The sequence below is a fragment of the Gemella parahaemolysans genome (assembly GCF_053758945.1).
Genome location: NZ_JBSMTP010000001.1, coordinates 269,203 through 287,232 on the forward strand (window position 1 = coordinate 269,203; position 18,030 = coordinate 287,232).

An 18,030-nucleotide genomic window follows, 5' to 3' on the forward strand; every position below is an offset into this window, starting at 1 on the left:
TTTTAGGTAATCTCTCCCTTTTTCTCTGAAAATATGGTATAATTAATAGGATTATTATGGACAAATAATAATTTAATATTAGATTGTTTTAATATTAAATATAATTTTGGAGGATAAGTAAATGGAAACAAAAAAATTAGGAAAAGTAGAAATCAACCCAAGTGCATTAGAAGTTATCGCTAATATTGCAACGACTGAGGTAGAGGGGGTTTCTAAATTACTAGGAAAAAAAGTATACTCACGTGGAGTTGAATTAGAATTTGTAGGTACAGAATTAATTATTGATGTATACTGTAACTTAAAAGCTGGATATTCAGTAACTAAAACAGCAAGAAAAATTCAAGAAAATATTAGAAATTCTATTTTTAATATGACAGAAATTAATACTAAAACAGTTAATGTTAATATTATAGGAATTGATTTTTAATTTAGGAGATATAAATGAAGAGCAGACACGAACTTAGAGAAGCAGTTTTTAAAATTTTATTTCAAGTTGAAAATACAGAATTAGATTTTATAGAACTTTTAGATTTAGAACAAGAAGAGATTTCAACTAGTATTTATGTTAATAAAACATTAACAGAGATATTAGAAAAAAAAGAAGAAATTGATGAAATTATTTCTAATAATTTAAAAGATTGGAAATTAGAACGTCTTTCGAAAATGGATAGACAAATTTTACGTATTTCTGCATATGAAATACTATACAGTGATATTCCTTATAAAGTTTCAATCAATGAAGCTGTTGAACTTTCAAAAAAATATAGTGAAAAAGATGAAAGTTATAAATTTATCAATGGAGTATTAAAAGGAATTGTAGAAAATTCAACAAAATAAGAGGTGAAGTTAGGTGGAAGAAAAAACATATCTAACCGTCACAGCATTAAATAAATATATCGAACGCAAGTTTAAATTAGATCCATACTTAGGTGAAGTATATATAAAAGGTGAAATATCAAATTTTAAACCCCATGGTAATAACATTTACTTTTCAATAAAGGACGAAAATTCAGTAATTCGAGCAAATTGGTTCGGTGCTAGATCTAAAGATTTTAAAGATGGCGATACAGTACTTATAAAGACTAAAGTGGATTTTTATTTAAAACGTGGAGAGGTAAATTTAGTTGTTCTTGATATGAAAAAAGATAGAATAGGTGAGCTATATCAGAAATTTTTAGAATTGAAAGAAAAACTTGAGAAAGAAGGACTATTTTCACCTCAATATAAGAAGAGAATTCCTAGCTTTAGTCAAAGTATTGCAGTTATAACTGCGAAAACAGGAGCAGCCGTTCAAGATATTACTAGAACTATTCAAAGACGATTCCCAATTGCCAAAATAAAAGTGTATTCAACACTTGTACAAGGTGATAATTCAGTCCAAGACATAGTTAGGAATATTAAACTAGCTGACGAAGAAAATAATGACGTTATTATTTTAGGGCGTGGAGGTGGATCAATTGAGGACTTATGGAGTTTTAATACTGAAGAGGTTATCAGGGCAATTTTTAATTGTAAAACACCGATAGTGACAGGAATTGGGCATGAAACAGATACAACACTTGCAGATTTCGTTTCTGATAGGAGAGCTTCGACTCCAACTGCAGCCGCAGAATTAGTGACGCCGAATATAGATGACATAAAGAATAGAATATCTTTTAATTATGATAAATTAACTAATACTATTAATTATATACTTCAGACATACAAAACTAGGGTTCTTAATAGTGAAAATAATCCATATTATAAAAATTATTCAAAAGTTTTTTTAGAATATAACAATAAAGTTGAATTATTAGAAAAAGAGTTAAATAAATCTTTACAAGTATTGGTTAAAGATAAACAGAATTTATTGAAAACATCGACGGATAAATTTTTAAATATTAATCTGTTAGGTAAATTTAAAGAAAACTTTACAAATGAAATAAATAAATTGGAAGCTAATTCACCGTTAAATATTATGAAAAAAGGCTATTCTGTAGCTTTCTTAGGTGATAAGAAAATTACTACAGTAAAAGGAATTAATAATGGTGATGAAATATCAGTACAACTTGTAGATGGTAGTCTTAATTGTAAAGTAAACAATATATCCGACAAAGGAGTTAAGTAATGAGTAAAGAAAATTTTGAAACAAGTTTAATGAATTTGGAAAAGATTGTTGCGGAATTAGAATCTGGAAAGTTATCGTTAGAAGATTCATTAGAACGATACAAACAAGGTATAGACTTAATAAAGAATTGTAATAAATTAATTGAAAATGCCGAAAAAGAAGTAGCGAAACTAACTAAGGATTTTAAAGACAATGAATAATTTTAAACTTTTCATAGAAACTAATAAAGATAAACTTAATACTTATGCAAAAAACTATATAGAAAAACTCGAAATTCCAGAAATATTAAAAGAATCAATTTCGTATTCTTTGGTTAATGATGGCAAGAAAATTAGACCGTTATCATTCTTATATTTACTTAAGTACTATGGTATAGATTATAGTAACTATTTTGATATTGCACTCGCTATAGAATTAGTTCATACATATTCGCTAGTTCATGATGATTTGCCAGAAATGGATGATGATGATTATCGATGGGGTAAACTTACTAATCATAAAGTATTTGGACAAGATGTAGCAGTACTTACAGGGGATGCAATGTTAACATTAGCATTTGAAGTTCTTAGTGATGCAGATATCAATCCAGAATTAAAGGTAAGATTAATTAAGCAATTTGCCAATTATTCTGGTGCAATGGGTATGATAGCTGGGCAAGTATATGATGTTAAGCAGAAAAATTACGATGTTGATGCTGATTATCTTAGAAAAATGCATAGTTTAAAAACAGGGCGTTTAATAGAATTGCCGCTAGACTTTGCATGTTTAGTAGCTAATAAACTAGAAGATTATACTGATATTAAAGAATTTGGGCAACAATTAGGTATTGCTTATCAGATTAAAGACGATATTCTAGATTATTACGGTGATTTTGAAAAAATTGGTAAATTACCTAGCGATGAAGATATGATTACTTATCTTAGTTTCTATGGAATTGAAGAATGTGAGGAATTATTAAAACACCATACTCTCAATGCTATAAATATTGCAAATCGTTTAAATAATCATTTATTAGAAGGTTTTGCTAATTATTTGTTAAAACGTGACAAGTAGTATAATATATAATATTAACATAAAAGGATATCTAAGATACATCAATTGTATTTTAGGTATCCTTTTTAAAATGTGACTCTTTGTCAAATTTGAGGCATGGAGAAAAATAGAATTTAAAAACCACGAAAGTTTAGGGGTAAACTTCGTGGTTTTTTACAGTAATAATATTAGTTTAACTTTAGGGTTTAGGATACTCATAAACTAATATATTTAAAATGTTGGCTGTAGATTACTGGCACAAACATGAGGATTACTTATTAATTGTAAAACTAAAAGCAGTTTGCTTCTACAGTTGACAAATTAATACTGTATTTTTTGATATAATCAAAAATTGAGTCCTAATTCTAACCCTAAATATAAAGTAAAAATACTTTACATAATTATTATACTAAAAAAAATGATAAATTTAAAGTATTTGTGTAAATTTTATCGATGAAAATGTTTTTATAATATATTTTCAAATTTAAAACTTTAATTAATACTTATTTAATGATAAAATTAACTAAAAGATTTGAAATAAAATGTAACTGGAGTTGAAAATTAATGAAAGTTTTAATAGCGGTTAATGAATTTAAAGGATCATTATCTTCAATAGAAATTGGAGAAGTAATTTCATCAAAAATAAATTACAAATACAATAATGTTACATCGCATGTTCAACCTATCGCTGATGGTGGGGATGGTTTTCTAGCGTTATTTAAAGGTTTTGATAAAATGAAATTTAAAACTATTAATGCAGCACGTCAAGAATGTGAAGTAAACTATCTGTTAGATACTAAAAGGAAAGAAGCAGTTATTGAGATTGCAGAAGTGATAGGTCTTAAGCATCTTAACGATACTCAAAAAGATCCGTTTATAACCTCTACTGTAGGATTAGGAAAATTAATTTCTTTTCTTATTGAAATAGGAATAGAACACATTATCATTGGACTTGGAGGCAGTGCTACGAATGATTGTGGAATTGGAATGTTAAGTGAATTAGGAGTTAAATTTACAGATAGAAGTGGTAAGCCTTGTAAACATGGAATAAATGAGCTAAAGAATATTTATAATATTGATCATAGATTTATGAATGGCAGGCTAAAAGATATACGATTTTCGATTATAAGTGACGTTAGTAATCCGTTAATAGGGAAAAATGGTTCTACATATATTTTCGCAAAGCAAAAGGGGCTAGATGAGAATAAGTTTGCAGAAGTTGATAAGTATATTGAAAAATTTTCGGATAAAGTTCAATTAGTAACTGGGAAAAATAATGTTTTCTCAGAAGGAAGTGGTGCTGCAGGAGGATTGGGCTTTGCTTTTATGTCATTTTTTAATGCAACTATTTATCCTGGATCTAAGTTTATGATTGACTATTTAAATTTAGAGTCAAAAATTCAAGAAGCAGATATAATAATTACAGGTGAAGGAAAATTGGATGTGCAAAGTTACATGGGAAAAGCTCCGATTGAAGTTGCTAAACTAGCTAAAAAGTTTAATAAAAAAGTTATCTTTTTAGCTGGAAATATTCTAGATGAAGAATTATCTGAATTAAATGAAGATGATAAAAAATTAATTGACGCTTCGTTTTCGATTCAAAGAAGATTTATGTCATTAAATACTGCAATGGATAAAAAAGTTTCTAAACAAAATCTAGAAAATACAATTGTTCAAATATTTAATATATTGGAGTTTAATAATGGATAAAAAGAATAACATACTAATGGGAATATTCTGTATAATATTGTCAGGATTTGGTTTTTCATTTATGGCGTTATTTATAAAATTAGCAGGTGATTTACCTTCCATGCAGAAAGGTTTTTTTAGAAATATTATAGCCGTTGGAATTTCATCAATTCCGTTAATAAAACATTGGAAAAATATAAACCTACCTAGTAACAAGGTTTCTTGGAGTGTTTTAATCTCAAGAAGTATTTTTGGTACGATAGGCTTAGTGTTTAACTTTTATGCAATTTCTCATATTAGTCTTGCTGATTCTACAATTATACAAAAACTTTCACCATTTGTAATAATTATCTTATCATTTATCTTTTTTAAAGAACGAATGACAAAATTCCAATTTATAGCAATTGTTGTTGCATTTATCGGAGTTGGATTTATTATTAAACCAACAGGTGATGGATTAATAAGTACAGGAGCTCTGGCAGCATTGCTTGGAGCATTTTGTTCAGGAATTGCTTATACTTGTGTAAGGTATTTAGGTACTCATAATGTTTCGGGTGAATTTATAATATTCTTCTTTTCTTCATTATCAACAATATTACTATTACCTTATCTTATTTTTGATTATAGAGTAATGACATTGTATCAACTATCGATGCTAATATTAGCTGGTGCTTCTGCTACAATTGGTCAATATGGAGTGACATTTGCTTATAAGTATGCAGCGGCAAAAAATATATCAGTGTTTGATTATTCGCAAGTATTGTTTTCGGGAATTTTAGGATTTATATTTTTTAGCGAGTTACCAGACTTGCAAAGTCTAATCGGATATATTATAGTTATTTCAGTAGGAATAATTTTAGTGATAAAAAGTAAATAGTGAGGTGTAATTATGAAAAGAAAAAGAATTGAAATAATGACGATAGCGTTCATTATTCTATGTACAGTTGTACTTTATGTTATTCAAAATAATAAGATTGTTTGGTTTAATAAAAATTCAAAAGATGAAAATAAGAGTACAAATGTGTTGAAAACAGAAAATGTAGCTAATGCAAGAGATGGTATTAAGGGGGTAACGCAACCTTATCCATTTATTACTAATCCAAATGGAGTTGAAAATAATTTACTTCAAAATGCTAATGGTAGTCTAATAGGACAATTAATATACTTACAAAGAGAAAATCTTCCAGAAGCAGAACAGAAATTATTAGTTAATAATAAAGATGCTACACAATATGTACTTGGTTATCTTGCTGGTCAAGAAGCAACACCGTTTGAACAAGGAGAAACAGTTGAAATTAATAGGAAGTTTCCTTACTATATCCAATGGGATAAACGTTGGGCTTATGATAAATTAGGTGGCACAAACGTGGCTATAGGTGGTTGTGGTCCAACTTGTGTAGCTATGGCACTTAGTGGGATATTAGATGATAAATCAATTACACCAAAAAACATTGCAGAAAAAGAAGATGCTAGCGGATACTTTACAGATGCGGGTACAAAATGGAGTTTCTTCGATTATATTGCTAAAGAATATGGAGTAAAATCAACTGGAGTACCACTTAATGAAGAAGCAATGAAATCTGTTTTAAGTAAAGGAAATCCTATTATCGCTTCTGTGCATCCAGGTAAATTTACAACTGTTGGACATATTATTTTGATAACTGGAGTAGACAACGAAGAAAAATTTATAATTAATGATCCAAATAGTTATACGAGAACACTAAAAAAATGGTCATATGATGAATTAAAAACTGAAATAGTAGCTATGTGGGAATTTTCTAAATAAATTATACAGATAAATCCTCGAATTTCAAATGAAATTTGAGGATTTATTTTTTTATAAACAGGAGTGTATAACTAGAGAGCGTTCGAACCAATAATTTGATAAAACATGTGAAAACCTTTATAATAATACTTATGTAATTTGCGATAATTTATGTTTTATATGATTAAATCGCAACAAATATAAAAGATGGAGGAAATAAAATGTCAGTTCTTGATATAAAAAATCTAGAAGTATCAATTAATGAAAAACAAATATTAAAAGGACTTAATTTAGAAATTAAATCTGGTGAGATACATGCCGTAATGGGACCAAATGGTGCAGGTAAATCTACTTTAGCATCAGCTATTATGGGTCATCCTAAATATGAAGTAGATGGTGGAAGTATTTTATTAGATGGTGAAGAAGTATTAGAAATGGAAGTTGACGAAAGAGCTCGTGCTGGTCTATTCCTAGCAATGCAATATCCATCTGAAGTACCAGGAGTACCAACTTCAGAATTTATTAAATCTGCAATTAATGCACAACGTGAAGATAGTATTCCTTTAATGCAATATATTAAAAAATTAGACAAGACTATGGAATTTTTAGAAATGGATCTAAAAATGTCTCAACGTTATGTAAATGATGGTTTCTCTGGAGGAGAAAAGAAACGTAACGAAATATTACAAATGATGATGTTAGAACCAAAATTTGCTATTCTAGATGAAATCGACTCTGGATTAGATATCGATGCTCTAAAAATCGTATCAAAAGGTGTTAATAAAATGCGTGGTGAAAACTTCGGTTGCTTAATTATTACTCACTATCAAAGATTATTAGATTATATTGAGCCTGATTTTGTACATGTACTTATGGATGGGAAAATCGTAAAATCAGGTGGACCTGAACTAGCACTTCGTTTAGAAAAAGAAGGTTATGACTGGTTAAAAGAAGAGGTTTAATATGGAGAATAATAAATTAAAACTAAGTATTAAAACTTTACAAAGCATCTTTTCTAATACAAATGAGCCTACATGGTTTTTAAATACTAGAAAATTAGCTTTATATAAGAGTTATACGCTACCTTTTCCAAAATTAGAATCTATGGAGTTAGAAAGATGGAACTTATTTAATGTTGATTTTTCAACTCTAAGATTAGAAAATAAAGGAAATGTAGAAATAGCTGAATATGGTATTAATAGCAATGATTTTGCTGTAGTTCAAAAGAATAATACTATTATACATATCAATATTCCAGAGAAATATGCTGATAAAGTAGTGATTAAAGATATTTTCACTGCAATGAATGATGATTACATTAAAGACAGTTTTATGAGTGTTGTTGACTATGCTGAAAGTAAAGTAACAGCTGTTCACTATACACTATTAAATGCTGGGTTATTTATTGATGTTAAGGATAATGCTGTAATTGAAGAACCGCTTCAATATATCGTGATTTCTGATAAAGAACAAAGTTTATTCAACCATGTAACTATTCAGGTTGGAAATAACGCTAAATTTAATTTTATTGAAAACTACGTAAATAATCAGAAAGAGGATAAGGCACCTTTCAGTTTAGTATCTGAAGTAGTTGCACATGAAGGAGCTCAAATTAACTACAGTTCAATTACGAATCAACCAGGTGAAAAACGTGGAACTATTTTACGTCGTGGTTTAACTTATAGAGATTCATTAATTAACTGGAATGTAGCTGCAATGGATGAGGCAGATGTATATCACGATAATACAACGAACATTCTAGGAGATGGATCTGAAGCTAATCTTAAGATTGTAACTCTAGGAGTTAAAGAACAAAAAACTTACTTTAATAGTGAAGTAGTTAACCAAGGCTTAAGTAGTAAAGGTGATATCTTACAACACGGTGTACTATTAGATAGATCACATATCGTATTTAACGGTGTAGGATTTATCGTAAAAGGTGCGACAGGTTCTAATGCTTACCAAAGTTCAAGAATGCTGACACTTTCATCAGAAGCTAAAGCAGATGCTAACCCAATGCTATTAATCGACGAAAATGATGTTATGGCTGGTCACGGAGCATCGCTAGGTCGTATTGATGAAGAGCAACTATACTACTTACAAAGTAGAGGATTAACTAGAAAAGAATCAAGTAGATTATTAGTTCATGGATTCCTATCTCCAGTAATCTCAGAGTTAACAGTAGATAAAATTAAAGAGCTTGTAACAGTGCTTATTGATGAAAAAATTAACAATAACGAGAGTGAGTAATAATGATAGATTTTAGTAAATATAGAGAAGACTTTCCTATATTAAATAGAAAAATATCAGGAAATGATTTGATATTTTTTGATAATGGAGCTACTACTCAAAAACCTAATCAAGTGATCGATGCAATTACAGATTACTATAAAAATTATAATTCAAATATTCACAGATCTGTTTATACCTTAGGTAATGAATCAGAAAAAATATACGAAGAGTCTAAAGAGTTAGTTAGAGAATTTATAAACGCAAGTAGTTATGAAGAAGTAATCTATACTAGTGGAACTACGGAAAGTTTAAATTTTGCAGCAAGAATTTTAGAACAAGATGTAACTGAAGGTGATGAAATTATCCTTACTTATATGGAACATCATGCTAATATTATTCCTTGGCAACAACTTGCTAAACGCAAAAATCTAGTTTTAAAATATTTAGAATTAGATGAAGAAGGGAAAATTAGTTTTAAACAATTAGAAGAATTTATTACAGATAAAACTAAAATTGTTTCTATGTGTCATGCGTCTAACGTATTAGGAAATATTAATCCAGTTTATGAAATTGGAGAAATGTTAAAAGATAAAGATATTTATTTTGTAGTCGATGCTGCACAATCAGTTCCTCATTTAAAAATCGATGTTCAAAAAATGAACTGTGACTTTTTAGCTTTTAGTGCGCATAAAATGTGTGGACCTACTGGTATTGGAGTTTTATATGGTAAAAAACATCTACTAGAAAAATTTGACCCTGTTGAATTTGGTGGAGGAATGATTGGTATTGTTGAGGATAATTCAGCAACATGGGCAATTCTTCCTGACAAATTTGAAGCGGGAACACCACTGCTTGCACAAGCTGCAGGATTAGGTGCTGCTATTAAGTATCTGAATAGTATTGGTTTAGAAAATATTGAAAAGTACACTAAAGAACTTACTGAATATATGTATTCTGAACTTTCTAAGATTGATAATATAGAGATTTATGGAACAGAAAATATAGAAGATAGAGTTTCACTAATAACTTTTAACTTGGTAGGAGTTCACCCTCATGATTTAACGAGTTTCTTAGATGCTAAAGGTATTTGCATAAGAGCAGGGCATCAGTGTACTCAACTATTATTAGGAAAGCTAGATACATATTCGGTAGCAAGAGCGAGTCTATATTTATATAATACGAAAGAAGAGATAGATTTCTTTATTCAAACATTAAAAGAAACGAAGGAGTTTTTTGAAAATGAGTTTTAGTGATTTAAAAAGTTTATATAAACAAGTAATTTTAGACCATAGCAAGCATCCTAGAAATAATGGAACAATTGAAAATAGCTATAAACTGGAAATGCTAAATCCTTCTTGTGGGGATAAAATAACAGTTAGTGTTAAGTTAATTGACGATATTATCGAGGATATTAAATTTTTAGGGACTGGGTGTTCAATCTCATTAGCTTCAGCTTCAATGTTAACTGAAGAATTAAAAGGTTTATCAGTAGAGAGTGCTAATGTAAAGATTAAAAATTTTTTAAATATGATTATGGGAAATGAATTTAATGAAGATAATCTTGAAGATAGTATTTCATTACAAAATATTTCTCAACTTCCAGCTAGGGTTAAATGTGCTACTTTAGCGTGGAAAATTACAGAAAAAATTTTAGAAGAAAATAAATAGGAGAAGGAGTGATAGCATTGAATAAAAATGAAGAAATGTTTACCGATTATCAGTATGGATTTTCAGATAAAGACGTATCTATATTTAAGACTGATAAAGGATTAACAAAAGAAATCGTTAAAACTATTTCTGAAAGAAAAGAAGAGCCACAATGGATGTTAGAATATCGTCTAAATGCATTAAAAGAGTTCTACAGAATGCCGATGCCTACATGGGGTGGAGACTTATCTGAAATAGATTTTGAGGATTTAACATACTATGTAAAACCATCAGAAAAAACAGAACGTTCATGGGATGAAGTACCACAAGAAATTAAAAATACTTTTGAAAAGCTTGGGATTCCAGAGGCGGAACAAAAATACCTTGCAGGTGTATCTGCACAATATGAGTCTGAGGTAGTTTATCACAATATGCATAAGCAATTTGAAGAAAAAGGAATTATCTTTGAAGACACTGATACAGCGTTAAAAAACCATGAAGAAATCTTTAAAGAATATTTCTCAAAAGCTGTTGATTTCAACGATAATAAATTCGCTGCCTTAAACTCTGCAGTATGGTCAGGTGGTTCATTTATCTACTGTCCGGAAAATGTATCAGTAGAAGCACCGCTTCAAGCATACTTTAGAATTAACAGTGAAAAAATGGGACAATTTGAGCGTACATTAATTATTATTGAGAAAAACTCTTCTCTACACTATGTAGAAGGGTGTACAGCTCCAACATATTCAGCAAGTTCACTTCATGCAGCTGTAGTAGAAATTTTTATTAAAGAGAATGCTCGTTTTAGATATACGACTATTCAAAACTGGTCAACAAACGTTTATAACCTAGTTACAAAACGTGCGATTGTAGAGAAAAACGGTACTATGGAATGGGTAGATGGAAACTTAGGTTCTAAATTAACAATGAAATACCCTGCTTGTATTTTAGTTGGTGAAGGAGCAAGTGGAAGTACATTATCTATAGCTATGGCTAGTGAAGGACAAGTACTTGATGCAGGATCTAAGATGATTCACCTGGCACCTAGAACATCTTCTACTGTCGTTTCTAAATCAATGTCAAGACGTGGTGGAAAAGTTAACTACCGTGGATGGATTCACTTCGGTAAAAACTCAGAAGGATCTCGTTCAAACATTGAATGTGATACATTAATCTTAGACGAATACTCAACGTCTGATACTATTCCTTACAACATTGTTAAAAACTCTAACGTATCATTAGAACACGAAGCAAAAGTATCTAAAGTATCAGAAGAACAACTATTCTACTTAATGAGTAGAGGTCTTGATGAAGGACAAGCTACTGAAATGATAGTTATGGGATTCATCGAACCATTTACAAAAGAACTTCCAATGGAATATGCTGTTGAATTAAACAGATTAATTTCATTTGAAATGGAAGGGTCAATAGGATAAAATAAATCAAAATCATTTAAAATACTCGGAGATTATTAGTTTAAACTCTGGGTATTTTTCACTATTGATGTTCAGAAAAAGGGAAGTATATAATTCCTAATATTTCTCTTGTATTTAATATACTATGTATATTTATAATTTTTATAAAATTGTAAAATTAATTAAGAAATAATAATAGCTATAAGTTGTATTTATATTTTTAATAGTTAATATACATTGAACCGAAATATTTTCGTATTAGATAAAAAATAATGGAAAGCATAGAAACTGATAACCAAAATATAGATAACGCATTCTTAAAAAAAGTTTTACTGCGAATTATTTTATAAAATATTTTAAATACCCCTTGTAATTAATTATAAATAATGAGATAATATTACATATAATGCAAATAGATTAAGAGGAGACTTATACTTATGACAAAGATTTTAGCTATTAATTCAGGAAGCTCATCTTTAAAATTTCAATTATTTGAAATGCCTGAAGAAAAAGTTATAACAAAAGGACTAGTTGAAAGAATCGGTATTGAAAACAGTGTATTCACAATCGAATTCAACGGAGAAAAAAATAAAGAAACATTAGATATCCCTAACCACGATGTAGCAATCGAAATGTTACTTGAAAAATTAACAAAATTAGGTATTGTACAAGATGTTAAAGAAATCGAAGGTGTTGGACATCGTGTTGTACATGGTGGAGAATTCTATGATGCATCTGTTTTAGTAACTGATGAGGAATTAGCAAAAGTTGATTCAATCGAAGATTTGGCACCATTACACAATCCAGCAAATATTAAAGGTGTTAGATCATTCCAAAAAGAATTACCAGGAGTTCCTAACGTATTAACTTTTGATACTGCGTTCCACCAAAGTATGCCAAAATCTACATACATGTACGCAGTTCCAAGAGAATTCTATGAAAAATATGGAGTTCGTAAATATGGTGCACATGGAACAAGTCACAGATATATCGGCGAAAAAGTTGCTGAAATCTTAGGAAAAGATTCTAAAGAATTAAAAACAATTTCTTGCCACATCGGTAACGGTGCTTCAATTTGTGCTATCAAAAATGGTAAATCATTTGATACTTCAATGGGATTCACGCCACTATCAGGTTTAGTAATGGGTACTAGAACTGGAGATATCGATCCAGCTACAATCCCTTACATTGCACAAAAAACAGGACTATCTCTTGAAGAAATTGTTCGTATTTTTAACTTTGAATCAGGTTTAAAAGGTGTATCTGCACTTTCTTCAGATTTACGTGATGTTGAAGCTGCAAGAAGCACAAATCCACATGCTGCTGAAGCAATTGACGTTTATATTAATAGAATTAAAGAATATGTTGGAGCATATGCTGCTGCAATGAATGGAGTAGATGCTATTGTATTCACAGCTGGTGTTGGTGAAAATGCTACTTGGGTTCGAGAAGAAGTATTAGAAGGGTTAACTTTCTTAGGTGTACAAATTGATAAAGAGAAAAACAATGTACGTGGAAAAGTTGCGGAAATCTCTACAGCAGATTCTAAAGTTAAAGCATTCGTAATACCTACTGATGAAGAAGTTATGATTGCTAGAGATACTTATAACTTATCTAAATAACATATAAGATTACGTGGGCTGGGGTTTTCTCTCCAGTCCTTTATTAATTTGAGAGGAAGATATGGTAATAAATAACTTTAGAAATAAATTCAAAGATGCTGTGAATATATTAAAGATATTTAATGAGCATGGTTTTGAAGCTTACTTTGTAGGTGGTTGTGTTAGAGATTACTTATTAGGTGAGAGTTTTTCAGATATTGATATTACAACTAATGCATTGCCTAGTGAAGTGAAAAAAATATTTCATAAAACTATTGATACAGGAATCCAACACGGAACAGTTACAATCTTAATAAATAATGTGGGATATGAAGTTACTACATTTAGAACAGAGGGAGATTATAAAAATCATCGTGCGCCGGAGAAGGTTGAATTTGTTAGTAATTTACGAGAAGATCTTGATAGACGTGATTTTACAATTAATGCTATGGCGTTAGATTACAATGGGAAGTTGTTCGACTACCATAACGGAGAGATAGACTTAAATTCGAAAATTATTCGTACTGTAAATAACCCTAATGAGAGATTTTATGAGGATGCCTTAAGGATGTTAAGAGCATTTCGTTTTTCATCAAAGTTAGGTTTTGATATTGAAAATGAAACTTTAGCGGCAATAAAGAAAAATGCACAACTTATTAGTTATGTTTCTATTGAACGTATTGTTAATGAATTTAGAAAACTTCTTGCTGGAAAAGGTAACTTAAAAAGTTTTGAGTTATTATTAGGTAGTAAATTAAATGCTTATATTCCATTTTTAAAAGAGATTAAGACTATTCAAGATTTTACTGATTATACATTTTGTCAAAGTTTATACATCTTATCTAAAGTTAATGATATTTCTTTCGATACTTTAAAGTATTTAAAACTATCGAATAAAGAAGTAAAGTTAATAAAAGAATTTGAGAAAATTAATATTGAATTTTTAAAAAATACACCTTTAGAAATAATATTATATAGATATAATATAGATGATGTAATATTTGTTAATAATTATTATAATTATAAAAAAACAACTGTTATTGAAAGTTGCATCTTAGCTATTAATTCTTTTAATGATATTGAAATTACGTCACAGGAAATTATAAGAACTATCAATAAAAATCCTGGTCCTTGGATAAAAAGTATAACTTTAAAGTTGGAAAAAGAAATTTTATTAGGAAGATTAAATAATAATAAAAAAGATATACTAGATTTTTTATCTAAATTGAGAGATAATATATAGATAATTTAAAAGTGAGGTGAGAGAATTTATGAAAAGATTATTTTGTATTGTTGATATAGAGTTAACTGATGATAAGGAAATAATTCAATTTTCCGCAACAAAGCTTGATGAGAATTTTAATGAAGTTTCATCAATAAATCACTATATTCGACCTAAAAACCCTGTATCTACTTTTGTGACTGAGTTAACAGGAATAAATAATGAAATGTTAGCAGATAAAAAACTTTTTGAGGAAATTGCTGATGATTTATATGATTATATTAAAGATGATATTCTTGTATGTCATGGCCTTCCTTCAGATTATGTTATTTTAAAGAAAAGATTTCATGATGTAGGAATTCTATATAAAGCGAAGCAATCGCTAGATACTGTAGAATTAGCAAGGCTATTTTTACCATCACAAAAAAGTTATAGGCTTTCAGATTTATCAAATTCTCTTGACCTTTATACCGGTGAAAGATATCATAATGCAGCTGTGGATGTAAAAGTTACTGTTAGATTATTTATTGAAATAGCAAACAAAATCCCAACTATTAGTAATAATAACTATAAAAAGATAGAAAATTTATTGGAAAAAATTGATATTAATATGTATAAGTTTGCTAGATTTTGTAGAAAGAGTGTGACCAACTTAAAAAATAAATCTAATGATTTATTACATTTCGAAGGTGTAGATTTTAGAAAAGTTGAATTTGAAACTAAACCCACAAGTGACAAAGAAAAGTTTATACTTTTTTCATCAATAGATGAAGCAGAATATATAAATAAATTTAATATCTCTGAGTTTGTAATTATAAAGAAAAAAAGTGCATATGTATCATTAAATGTATTCTCTCTTTTTCCTAAAAAAGAGGATCCAAACTTAGATAAACTACTAATTAAGTTATACGTATGGATACTAGAAACAAATACAGGTGATTTTTCAGAACTTAACTTGTTATATATTGAGAAAATGTATATAGATGGAATTAAAAAAGGGATATCAATAAGTTCTAAATCATATTATTTCGATGAAAAGAATAAAGCTGCTCAACTATGTAAGAATATTGTAACAAACTATGATTCTATTGAATATTTAATAGAAAATGATACTTTTAAAAATCATACTTATGTATTTGAACATAAAAAAATACTTGGTCGAGAATTAGACTCAAGCAACACAAAAGATTATTTTTATAAGAATGCCATTACAGAATTAAATGTAGCTGTCTCTAAAAACTTAAAAAATAAAGACATAAAAGGTTTAAGAAACAATATTGACGGTTTGGTGAAATTCCTTCATGAAATGTATATTTCAGAAAGTTTGTTTTTATACAATGATAGCTTAAATTTTATATTACAAGATGTTGATGCAATATTAATTGACATGAAACAATATAAGGATGAGCTACCAATATCATATAAATTTATGAAACGATTAAGGAATGTTTTAACTGATTCTAAAAATACATATAAGTTCGTAATACTTGAGCAAGAGAACAGTTTAAAACTTACAGTAGTTAATGATAAGAAAGTTAAATCATTGATTAATATAATACATTCGAGAAAACATAAGTACTTAAATTTAAAATCTAAGGCGAAATATATATACAGTAATGGAGATGAGGAGTTACTAACATCTAAAAGTACTGAATCAATATTATATATTTTTGAAAGTAATAAATATAAAGATTTATATTTTAGTAAACGTGAAAAAAAGAGCTATATAAAATTCTTCAATTTTTCAATTAAAGATAACTTTAGTGAATTATACAGTGAAGTAAAAAATAATAATCGTCTAGCATGTAGATGTTATGCTACAAAGGATATACTTGAATACAGGTATTTTCTAAAAGACATTTTTGATTGTATTATAGTATTTCGTGATTTAGAGCATTAAATACTAAAAAATAAAACACATAATTAAAAAAATAGTAATTTTATGATATAATATAAATAGTTTTTATATAACTATGAATATTAAAAATTTTTGAATACAATAATAATTTAAATTAGGAGGGACTTCAAGTTGAATATAAGTAATTTAAAAGAACAACTAGGTCAAAAAGTAACTCTTGGTGCATGGATTGCGAACAAGAGAAGTAGTGGTAAAATTGCATTTTTCCAATTAAGATATGGAGCTGGATTTATTCAAGCTATTGCTTTAAAAGAGGCATTAGGAGAAGAAAAATACCAACAATTACGTCATTTATCACAAGAAACTTCATTAAAAGTAACTGGATTAATTAAAGAAAATGAAAGAGAACTTTCTGGTATTGAATTAGAAATTGAAGACTTTGAAGTTATTTCTGAAGCAATTGATTATCCAATCACTCCAAAAGAACATGGGGTAGAATTCTTAGCAGATAATCGTCACATTTGGATACGTTCTAAGAAACAACATGCTATCTTAACAATTAGAAATCAAATTATTAAATCTACATATGATTTCTTTGAAAAAGAAGGATTCTTAAAAACAGACCCACCAATTTTAACATCATCAGCTCCAGAAGGAACTACAGAATTATTTAATACTAAATATTTCGATGAGGAAGCATATCTTTCTCAATCTGGACAACTTTATTTAGAAGCAACAGCTATGGCATTTGGTAAAGTATTTTCATTCGGTCCTACCTTCAGAGCTGAAAAATCTAAAACTCGTCGTCACTTAATCGAGTTCTGGATGATTGAAGCTGAGATGGCATTCTGTAATCATGATGAAAGTTTAGCATTACAAGAAGCATATGTTAATCACCTGTTAACAGATGTATTAGAAAAATGTCAAGAACAACTTAAAGTTCTTGGTCGTGATTTAGAAGCTCTAGAAAATGCTAGAGGAGAATTCCCACGTATTAAATATAAAGATGCTATCCAATTACTAAAAGATAATGGATTTGATGATATTGAATATGGTGATGACTTTGGATCTCCGCATGAAACATTTATTGCAAATAGTTATAATAAACCGGTGTTTATTACACACTGGCCATTAGATATTAAGCCATTCTATATGATTGAAGATCCAAATGAACCTGGTGTAGTGCTATGTGCAGACTTAATAGCTCCAGAAGGATATGGAGAAATCATCGGTGGTTCTCAACGTATTGACGACTACGATAAATTATTAGAAAACATTAAGAAACATGATTTAAATCTTGATGCTTATGGTTGGTATTTAGATTTACGTAAATATGGTTCTGTAGAACATGCTGGATTTGGATTAGGGTTAGAGCGTACTGTAGCTTGGATTACAGGTAACGGACACGTTCGTGAGACTGCGCCATTCCCACGTTTATTAAACAGATTAACGCCTTAGGAGT

At 28.9% G+C, this 18,030-nt stretch carries 17 protein-coding genes; all 17 read left to right on the plus strand.

The window, feature by feature from the left end:
- Positions 1-121: 121 nt before the first annotated feature.
- Positions 122-427 carry an Asp23/Gls24 family envelope stress response protein gene (locus tag ACWOBP_RS01210; protein ID WP_455337107.1) on the plus strand — a complete coding sequence of 102 codons (306 nt, stop codon included), beginning with the start codon at positions 122-124 and terminating at the stop codon, positions 425-427.
- 14 nt (positions 428-441) lie between these two features.
- Positions 442-837: a transcription antitermination factor NusB gene (nusB, locus tag ACWOBP_RS01215; RefSeq protein ID WP_003145384.1), complete on the plus strand. Its 396-nt coding sequence runs from the start codon at positions 442-444 to the stop codon at positions 835-837.
- 13 nt (positions 838-850) lie between these two features.
- Positions 851-2,107, plus strand: a complete 1,257-nt coding sequence (gene xseA / locus ACWOBP_RS01220) for an exodeoxyribonuclease VII large subunit (protein ID WP_455337108.1) — start codon at positions 851-853, stop codon at positions 2,105-2,107.
- Positions 2,107-2,307, plus strand: coding sequence for an exodeoxyribonuclease VII small subunit (gene xseB / locus ACWOBP_RS01225; RefSeq protein WP_455337109.1), 201 nt, complete (start codon positions 2,107-2,109; stop codon positions 2,305-2,307). The genes xseA and xseB overlap by 1 nt, the downstream gene beginning before the upstream one ends.
- The gene (locus tag ACWOBP_RS01230; RefSeq protein ID WP_455337110.1) at positions 2,300-3,160 is read left to right on the plus strand and encodes a polyprenyl synthetase family protein; all 861 of its coding nucleotides are present in this window, start codon (positions 2,300-2,302) and stop codon (positions 3,158-3,160) included. The genes xseB and ACWOBP_RS01230 overlap by 8 nt, the downstream gene beginning before the upstream one ends.
- A gap of 543 nt (positions 3,161-3,703) precedes the next feature.
- Positions 3,704-4,849 (plus strand): glycerate kinase, encoded by a 1,146-nt coding sequence (locus ACWOBP_RS01235; protein WP_455337111.1) that lies wholly within the window; start codon positions 3,704-3,706, stop codon positions 4,847-4,849.
- Positions 4,842-5,705, plus strand: coding sequence for a DMT family transporter (locus tag ACWOBP_RS01240; RefSeq protein WP_455337112.1), 864 nt, complete (start codon positions 4,842-4,844; stop codon positions 5,703-5,705). The genes ACWOBP_RS01235 and ACWOBP_RS01240 overlap by 8 nt, the downstream gene beginning before the upstream one ends.
- A 12-nt stretch (positions 5,706-5,717) precedes the next feature.
- On the plus strand, positions 5,718-6,614 hold the full coding sequence (locus tag ACWOBP_RS01245; protein WP_455337113.1) for a C39 family peptidase: 897 nt from the start codon (positions 5,718-5,720) through the stop codon (positions 6,612-6,614).
- 200 nt (positions 6,615-6,814) lie between these two features.
- Entirely contained in the window at positions 6,815-7,555 is a 741-nt protein-coding gene (sufC, locus tag ACWOBP_RS01250; RefSeq protein ID WP_003145337.1) for a Fe-S cluster assembly ATPase SufC, read from the plus strand.
- A 1-nt stretch (position 7,556) separates the two neighbouring features.
- Entirely contained in the window at positions 7,557-8,843 is a 1,287-nt protein-coding gene (gene sufD / locus ACWOBP_RS01255; protein WP_455337114.1) for a Fe-S cluster assembly protein SufD, read from the plus strand.
- Between the two features lie 5 nt (positions 8,844-8,848).
- Positions 8,849-10,075: an aminotransferase class V-fold PLP-dependent enzyme gene (locus ACWOBP_RS01260; RefSeq protein WP_455337206.1), complete on the plus strand. Its 1,227-nt coding sequence runs from the start codon at positions 8,849-8,851 to the stop codon at positions 10,073-10,075.
- The gene (gene sufU, locus ACWOBP_RS01265) at positions 10,065-10,493 is read left to right on the plus strand and encodes a Fe-S cluster assembly sulfur transfer protein SufU (RefSeq protein WP_455337115.1); all 429 of its coding nucleotides are present in this window, start codon (positions 10,065-10,067) and stop codon (positions 10,491-10,493) included. The genes ACWOBP_RS01260 and sufU overlap by 11 nt, the downstream gene beginning before the upstream one ends.
- A gap of 35 nt (positions 10,494-10,528) precedes the next feature.
- Complete coding sequence (gene sufB, locus ACWOBP_RS01270; protein ID WP_040464531.1) at positions 10,529-11,908, plus strand: Fe-S cluster assembly protein SufB; 1,380 nt, start codon at positions 10,529-10,531, stop codon at positions 11,906-11,908.
- Between the two features lie 416 nt (positions 11,909-12,324).
- Positions 12,325-13,509 (plus strand): acetate/propionate family kinase, encoded by a 1,185-nt coding sequence (locus tag ACWOBP_RS01275; RefSeq protein WP_455337116.1) that lies wholly within the window; start codon positions 12,325-12,327, stop codon positions 13,507-13,509.
- Between the two features lie 61 nt (positions 13,510-13,570).
- Positions 13,571-14,731: a CCA tRNA nucleotidyltransferase gene (locus tag ACWOBP_RS01280; RefSeq protein ID WP_455337117.1), complete on the plus strand. Its 1,161-nt coding sequence runs from the start codon at positions 13,571-13,573 to the stop codon at positions 14,729-14,731.
- Positions 14,732-14,759: 28 nt separating this feature from the next.
- Entirely contained in the window at positions 14,760-16,610 is a 1,851-nt protein-coding gene (locus ACWOBP_RS01285) for a 3'-5' exonuclease (RefSeq protein ID WP_455337118.1), read from the plus strand.
- Positions 16,611-16,739: 129 nt separating this feature from the next.
- Entirely contained in the window at positions 16,740-18,026 is a 1,287-nt protein-coding gene (gene asnS, locus ACWOBP_RS01290; RefSeq protein WP_455337119.1) for an asparagine--tRNA ligase, read from the plus strand.
- Positions 18,027-18,030 lie beyond the last annotated feature (4 nt).